This is a genomic window from Phaeobacter sp. HF9A, from assembly GCF_011806385.1.
Lineage (GTDB): Bacteria > Pseudomonadota > Alphaproteobacteria > Rhodobacterales > Rhodobacteraceae > Epibacterium.
This window is the reverse complement of sequence record NZ_JAATOX010000162.1, coordinates 1-7,030: the sequence shown is the minus strand read 5'-3', so window position 1 is coordinate 7,030 and position 7,030 is coordinate 1. Positions and strand designations below refer to the sequence as shown.

6 protein-coding genes are annotated in these 7,030 nt (G+C 61.5%); 3 read left to right on the top strand and 3 right to left on the bottom strand.

Annotation, left to right across the window (positions count from 1 at the left end; genetic code table 11):
* Window positions 1-225 (top strand): VOC family protein (locus HCZ87_RS18915; protein ID WP_368484149.1); only part of this gene is annotated, 225 nt, incomplete at its 5' end.
* 125 nt (window positions 226-350) lie between these two features.
* Here the strand turns inward: HCZ87_RS18915 and HCZ87_RS18910 are convergent.
* The 3 genes from HCZ87_RS18910 to HCZ87_RS18900 form a co-directional block, all read right to left on the bottom strand.
* Window positions 351-2,705: a TRAP transporter large permease subunit gene (locus HCZ87_RS18910; RefSeq protein WP_167646363.1), complete on the bottom strand. Its 2,355-nt coding sequence runs from the start codon at window positions 2,703-2,705 to the stop codon at window positions 351-353.
* A gap of 16 nt (window positions 2,706-2,721) precedes the next feature.
* Window positions 2,722-3,669 carry a TRAP transporter small permease subunit gene (locus HCZ87_RS18905; RefSeq protein WP_167646360.1) on the bottom strand — a complete coding sequence of 316 codons (948 nt, stop codon included), beginning with the start codon at window positions 3,667-3,669 and terminating at the stop codon, window positions 2,722-2,724.
* 135 nt (window positions 3,670-3,804) lie between these two features.
* Window positions 3,805-4,890 (bottom strand): TRAP transporter substrate-binding protein, encoded by a 1,086-nt coding sequence (locus tag HCZ87_RS18900; RefSeq protein ID WP_167646358.1) that lies wholly within the window; start codon window positions 4,888-4,890, stop codon window positions 3,805-3,807.
* Window positions 4,891-5,201: 311 nt separating this feature from the next.
* Between HCZ87_RS18900 and HCZ87_RS18895 the strand changes: the two genes are divergently transcribed.
* Entirely contained in the window at window positions 5,202-6,662 is a 1,461-nt protein-coding gene (locus HCZ87_RS18895; protein WP_167646356.1) for a cache domain-containing protein, read from the top strand.
* A 43-nt stretch (window positions 6,663-6,705) separates the two neighbouring features.
* On the top strand, window positions 6,706-7,030 hold a 325-nt coding region (locus HCZ87_RS18890), incomplete at its 3' end, for a response regulator transcription factor (RefSeq protein WP_167646354.1).

The window sequence follows — 7,030 nt, the reverse complement described above, 5'->3', positions numbered from 1 at the left end:
CTTCATCGGAATCTCCTCGTTCATCCTGCCGAGAAAATTCTACTTCCGCATCCCCTTAAGATCGGGGGGGATTACCTCTGCACCGATGATTTCACCCGCGATCACGCCGCCATGTTGGCCGCCGGTGTCGAATTCGAGGAAGCCCCGCGCCATGAGCCCTATGGCACCGTCGCGGTCTGGCGCGATCCCTTCGGCAACCGCTGGGATCTGCTGGAGCTCAAATAACTTCTTCTAACTCTATACATCCCGGGGTGAATTGGCCGCAGGCCAAGAGGGGCAGCGCCCCGTCCCCCAAGAATCAAGAAAGGGCCCCGCAAGGGGCCCTTCCCGTTTGCCAGAACAGGCAAAGGTCAGTTCGGGATCAAGGCCGGAACGATGGTCACGATCGCCGGGAAGAACCACAGGATCGCCAGCCCCAGCACCTGGATCAGCACGAAGGGCAGCACGCCGCGATAGATATGCCCCGTCGTGACCTCCCGTGGCGCCACGCCGCGCAGATAGAACAGCGCAAAGCCAAAGGGTGGCGTCAGGAAGGAGGTCTGCAAGTTCACCGCGATCATGATGGTCACCCATTTGGGATCGAACGAGCCCCCATAGATCACCGGCCCCACGATCGGGATGACGATATAGATGATCTCCAGGAAATCGAGCACGAAGCCCAGGAAGAACAACACCATCATCACGATCAAAAAGACCGTCAGCTCATTATCAAAGCTCTTCAGGAACTGCTGGATATAGTGTTCGCCGCCAAAGGAGATCACCACCAGGTTCAGCAGCTGCGAGCCGATGAGGATGGTGAAGACCATCGAGGTCACCTTGGCAGTTTCCCGCACGATCGGCGTCATCACCCCGCCCTTGAACAGCACCCAGCAGCCATAAAGCAGACCATAAAGCGCAAACAGGTAGCAGCCATAGGCAAAGAAGAAGGCCAGATAGCTTTCTGCCGGGACCACCTCCTGATTGATCCGAAGGTCAAAGTTCACCCCGGTCAGGATCGCCAATACCACGGCAAAGGTGGCATAGATGATCACATTGCCGGTTTTTCCCTCATCCTTCAGCCTGCGATAGGCGGCCAGCATGATGGCCCCCCCCGCCCCCAGCGCCGCGGCGGGCGTCGGGTTGGTAATACCGCCAAGGATCGAGCCGAGCACCGCCACGATCAGCACCAGCGGCGGGAACACCACCCGGATCAGATCATTGCGCGCACAGCGTGCCGCCGCCGTCTTGGCACCATAAAGCGCCAGCGCGGTGGGCAGCAGCATCCAGGCCACCGTGGCCGAGGCGGATGTGGTCGGGCCGATCGCCACCACATCGACAAGCGCCAGCAGCAAGAGGCCGATCGCGCCCAGGATCAGGGGCTTGCCATCGCGCGAGGGCGCAACACCGCGCCCAACGGCCAGGGTCAGGCCCAGCAGCACGATCAGCACCGCGATGCCTTTGCCGATCGGGGCGGCATTGGCGATCTTGGCGTCCTGCGCGGCGGCCAGATCTTCCTCAGACAGCTTCTGCGCCTGTTGCACGCCGCCCGCCGCATCGATCGCGGCCTGTTCGGCCACGGCGGTATCCCATGCGGCCTGACCATGCAGGTCGATCATCGCCGCCTGGCAGTCCGGGCCGACATTGGTGCGCAGGCTTGCCGTTTGACCAGCATCCGAGAAGGCCGAAACCGTGGTGCTCTGACTGCCGACAAGACCGACGCTGCCCAGCAGCACGGTGCCAACGATCAGCGCCGCCGGAACGCCAAGGAACCAGGTCAGCCCCTCGCCGCGGGTGATCGGCTCTTCGCTGGCCGCGCCCATGGTGACAGCCGGGGCCTTGTGCGGATTCAGAAGCGCATAGCCAAAGGCGTAAAGCGCATAGAGCAGCGCCAGCAGGATCCCCGGCAGGAGCGCCGCCTGAAACAGCGTGCCCACCGACACCACCGCCGGCTCGCCCAGATAGGTCAGCGCGTCGGAACAGCCCGCCTCGATCGCACGATTTTCTTGCGCGGTGGAATAGAGATCCCCCGCCAGCGTGCCCAGCAGAACAATCACGATCGAGGGCGGAATGATCTGCCCCAATGTGCCCGAGGCCGCAATCACCCCGGTCGCCAGCTCGGGCGAGTAATTGTTGCGCAGCATGGTCGGCAGCGCCAGGAGCCCCATGGTCACCACGGTTGCGCCAACGATCCCGGTCGAGGCGGCCAGGAAGGCCCCCACCACCACAATCGACACCGCCAGACCGCCGGGCAGCGGACCAAACACCCGCGCCATGGTGGTCAAAAGGTCATTGGCGATCTTGGAGCGTTCCAGCGTGATGCCCATCAGCACGAACATCAGCACCGCCAGAAGCGTCTCGATCGAGGCCCCCGCCAGCACCCGCTCGTTGATGCGGTTCACGATGAAGGAGACGTTGCGATCCATCGCCGTCTCCCAGCCCTGGGCAAAGACCGGCTCGGCCAGTCTCGGCAGATCCGGGTATCGGAAGATCGAGATCGTATCGGGCCTGACGCCCGAATTGACGATATCCGAATAGGCCTGGCTCGACGTGTCGATGGCCTGATGTATCAGGATCCCGGCGCTGTCGAGCGCGGCAATGATGCCAAAGGCGATAACCCCGGCCCCGCCGATGGCAAAGGCCACCGGAAAGCCGGAAAGAATGCCCCCAAAGAGGCAAAGAAAGACGATGATCAGGCCGATTTCGACGCCATCAAGTCCGAATAGCATGTGAGCTGTCCCTTAGTTAATGAGCGCCTTCATAGGCTTCTTCACCTTCGCCAAGCGTGTCCTTGTCGATGTATTTCCCTTCCGCTTCCTCGCCCTCGATGAATTCGAGGAAGGAGCGGTAGAAGAAGGCCACCGCATGCAGGAACACCAGCCCGGCAAATGTCACCAGCAGGATCTTGAACAGGAAATACCCGTTGAAGCCGTTGGGCGAGAAGCCGATGGTCTCCACGTTCCAACGCATGGCGCGGGCTTTCATCACCAGTCGCTCCAGCGCATCCGAGGCGGAGGGTTTCGGCACGATCAGGTGGCGCCAGAGGAAATACCAGCCATACATCCAGGTCAGCACCGCCACCGGCATCATGAAGATCAGCGAACCGACCATATCGACCACGCGTTTGGCGCGATGCGAAATGCCCGCATAGATCAGGTCCACCCGCACATGGCCGCCCTGCACAAAGGTGTAGGTGACGCAGAAACAGACCACCAGGGCGTTATAGAATTTCAACTCCTCGGCGTACCAGGAGATGTCCTTGTCCAGCGCGATCCCCAGACCAAAGCTCATGTCGGGACGGGCAAAGACCCGCTGCATGAATACGATGATGATCTGTTGCACCACCATCAACAGCCCCGCCCAGGCAAAGAAGCGCCCCAGCGTATTGGCCATGCCCTCAAGGCCGCGCACGATGCTCCACATGAAGCCCCGGAAATACATCCCGATCGCCGTCAGCACGAGAAAGATGGTGAACACAACAAAGAAGAACTCGACCGAGCCACCGTAATAGACAAAGCGCATCACCGATTGCTTGTCCTCGGTGGTGCCTGCCCAAGTCAGCCAATCGAGCCAAAGCTCGGGATGGGTGATGGCATAGCCGAGATTGTAAAAGGCGCCAAAAATATTCTGGATCAGCCACCACAGGAAGCCACCAACCGCGCCAAAAAAGGAAATACTCATGTCGTCCTGCATGGCTCCCCCGGAAGTTCAGCAGGCAGTCGGGCGCATCGCCTGGCGGCATGCCAGGGATGCGGGCCAGCGACCGCAAGTGCAAAAGAGATCCCCCGCTGCGTTGCGGGGGATCCGTGTCATATCCCTGAGGGACGTTTAGCCCAGAACGCGGTCGCGCTGCGCCACATAGGTGCCGGAGGACTCCTTGATCCAGCCGGAAGAAGACTTCATCGACGCCATGGCGCTGTCGTAGATCTTCTTGTAGAGTTCGTCGCCCATGTTTTCCTGGTGCACTTCCGCGGAGGCCGCACCGAAGGCGTCCCAAACGCTGTCGGGGAATTCCATGACCTTCACGCCGCCCGCTTGCAGACGTTGCAGCGCCGCACCGTTGTTGGCGAGGAACTGGCTGAGGTTCCACTGGTGACCCTCGGCGGCTGCGATCTCGACGATTTTCTGATGCGCCGGGGACAGGCTTTCAAAGACGTCCCGGTTGGTGGCCACGGAGAGACCCGCGCCCGGCTCGTGGAAGCCAGCGGTGTAATAGGTCTTGGTGATTTCCTGGAAGCCGGCTTTTTCATCTGCCCAGGGGCCGATCCACTCGGTGCCGTCGATCGCGCCGGAGGACAGCGCCTGATACACTTCGGACCCCGGAATGTTCTGCACGGAGGCGCCCAGTTTACCCAGCGCCTTGCCGCCCAGACCCGGCATGCGGAACTTGAGGCCGTTGAAATCATCGGGGCTGTTGATTTCCTTGTTGAACCAGCCACCCGCCTGCGCGCCGGTGTTGCCGCCGAGGAAGGATTTCAGACCAAAGATCTGACCCAGCTCGTCGTGCAGCTCCATGCCGCCGTCCTGATAGTACCAGTTGGCCAGTTCCTGCGCGGTCATGCCGAAGGGCACGGCGGTGAAGAAGGCGTAGGCCGGGTGCTGACCCACGAAGTAATAGTCGGCACCGTGGTACATATCGGCCTGACCAGAGGTCACGGCGTCAAAAACTTCAAATGCGCCAACGAGTTCGCCAGCGGCCTTGAGGTCAACGGTCAGGTCGCCATCGGTCATGGCGGTGATGCTGTCGGCCACGCGCTGCGCGGAATCATGCACACCGGCAAGGCCACGGCCCCAGGTGGTGACCATGGTCAGGGTGCGTTTGCCCTGTGCATAGGCCGGAGCGGCCAGAGCAGCGGATGCAGCAGCGGCGGTGCCGCCCATAGCAGATGTCTTCAGAAAGGATCGACGATCCATATTCTTTTCCTCCCAAAAAAGCCTGGCCGCCGCGATGCGCTGTCACGCTTGTCTTCACGCGGCCGTCGTAAAGTGGTGCAAGCCTACTCAGCCGGGGAAACATGTGAATACCAATTACTGCGTAGACACGGCGCTTTTTTGCCCAACTGGTCATCATTTGCGAAATAAGATCTCGGCGCGATGGCGCTATCACATGATTTCCGCTCGCGTTTTCCACGATCCGGGGTTTGATTCGTGCCCCGCTTGCCGTAACGATTCGTCACCCACCTCATCCCCGCCCCGCGCCGGCGGACAATTGCGGGACGCTTGCAATGATCCGGTTCCTGTTCCGGCCCAATTATGCCCAGAAACTGTCGCTTCTGGCGACGCTGCCGCTGATCGTGGCCTGTTTCGCCATTGCCGCCCTGGTGGCCTTTCAGTCCCGCTCGATGGCCGACCGTGAAATCCGCGTGCTGGAACATCAGCTGATCGAGGCGAAGAAGGCCGAACTCAGAAACTATGTCACCCAGGCGCGGAACGGGTTCATGCATGTCTACGGCCCTGCGGGCCTCGACGACCAAGAGGCCAAGAAACGCGTCACCCAGATGCTCAGCGCGATGATCTATGGCAAGGATGGCTTTTTCTTTGTCTATGACTACGACGGCAACAATCTGGTCAGCCCGCGCCAGACCGAATTTATCAATCGCAACTGGAGCGGCCTCAGCGACAGCAATGGCGTGCCGGTGGTGGACCGTTTCATCGAAATTGCCCGCCAGGGCGCCGGCTGGCACAGTTTCATGTGGGAAAAACCCTCGACCGGGGAAGAGGCGCAGATGATCGCCTATGTGGTCGGGCTGCAAGACTGGCGATGGGCGATCGGCACCGGCGTTTTCATCGACGATGTAATCGCCTCGATCGCCAGCTCGCGCGCCGAGGTGGAACAGCGGGTGCGGCACACGTTCCTTTATATAGGGGCGATCACCCTGGTGGCGCTGCTTCTGGTCTTTACCTCCGGCATGGTGCTGAACATTCGCGAGCGGAGGCTGGCGGATGCGAAGCTGAAAGAGCTGACCCAGCGGGTGTTTGACGCCCAGGAAGAAGAGCGCGGCCGGGTGGCGCGCGAATTGCACGATTCCATCAGCCAGCTGCTGGTCGGGGTGCGCTATGCGCTGGAAACCGTAAAACACCGCATCGCGGGCGGCGATTATGATCGGGTTCAGCCGCCGCTGGACAAAGGCGTTGGCGGGCTGGCCACCGCGATTTCAGAGGTACGCCGGATCAGCCGCGATCTGCGGCCCGGGGTGCTGGATGACCTGGGGCTTGGTCCGGCGCTCAAGGCGCTGACGGATGATTTCGCCGCCCGCACCGGTATCGAGACCGAATTCACCACCGTGGTGTTTCGCAACCGATTGGACCAGGAATCCAAGATCGCCCTCTACCGCGTGGCTCAAGAAGCGCTGATGAATATCGAACGCCACTCCGGCGCAACCCGGGTCACCATGGATCTGCGCGGCCATGCCAATGGCGCCACCATGCGGATCACCGACAATGGCGTCGGCCTGCCCTCGGAACAAAGCCGCAGCGGCCCGGGGATCGGCCTGCGCAACATGCAGGAACGGATGGAACAGCTTGACGGCAGCCTGCGTATTCTGTCATCTCGCCCCGCCTCCCCCAACGCCAGCGCCCCGGCAGGCGGCGGCACCGTAATCGAGGCGAGACTGCCGCTCAGTCACCTGCTCCCGCCAGGCGACGAAAGCCAGACCCCGCGCCAACCCGAGCCTGGCACCAGATGACAGCGCAGCAACAAGGACAAACGGGCGACCGGAAGGAAGACAAATGACCGCCAAGACCCGTGTGCTGATCGCCGATGACCACCCGATGGTCGCCGAAGGCATCCAGTCCATTCTGGAAAGCTATGCCGATATCGACGTGGTCGGCGCAGCCTCCGGTGGGCGCGATGCCATTGCCCTGGCCGAAACGCTCTGCCCTGATGTGATCCTGATGGACCTGAACATGCCCGACATCGGCGGGCTCAGCGCCACCGAGATGATCCTTGAGCGCCGCCCCGAAACCCGGGTGCTGATCCTCTCCATGCATGACAGCCCGGAATATATCTCCACCGCGCTGAGCCACGGCGCCGTGGGCTATGTACTCAAGGACG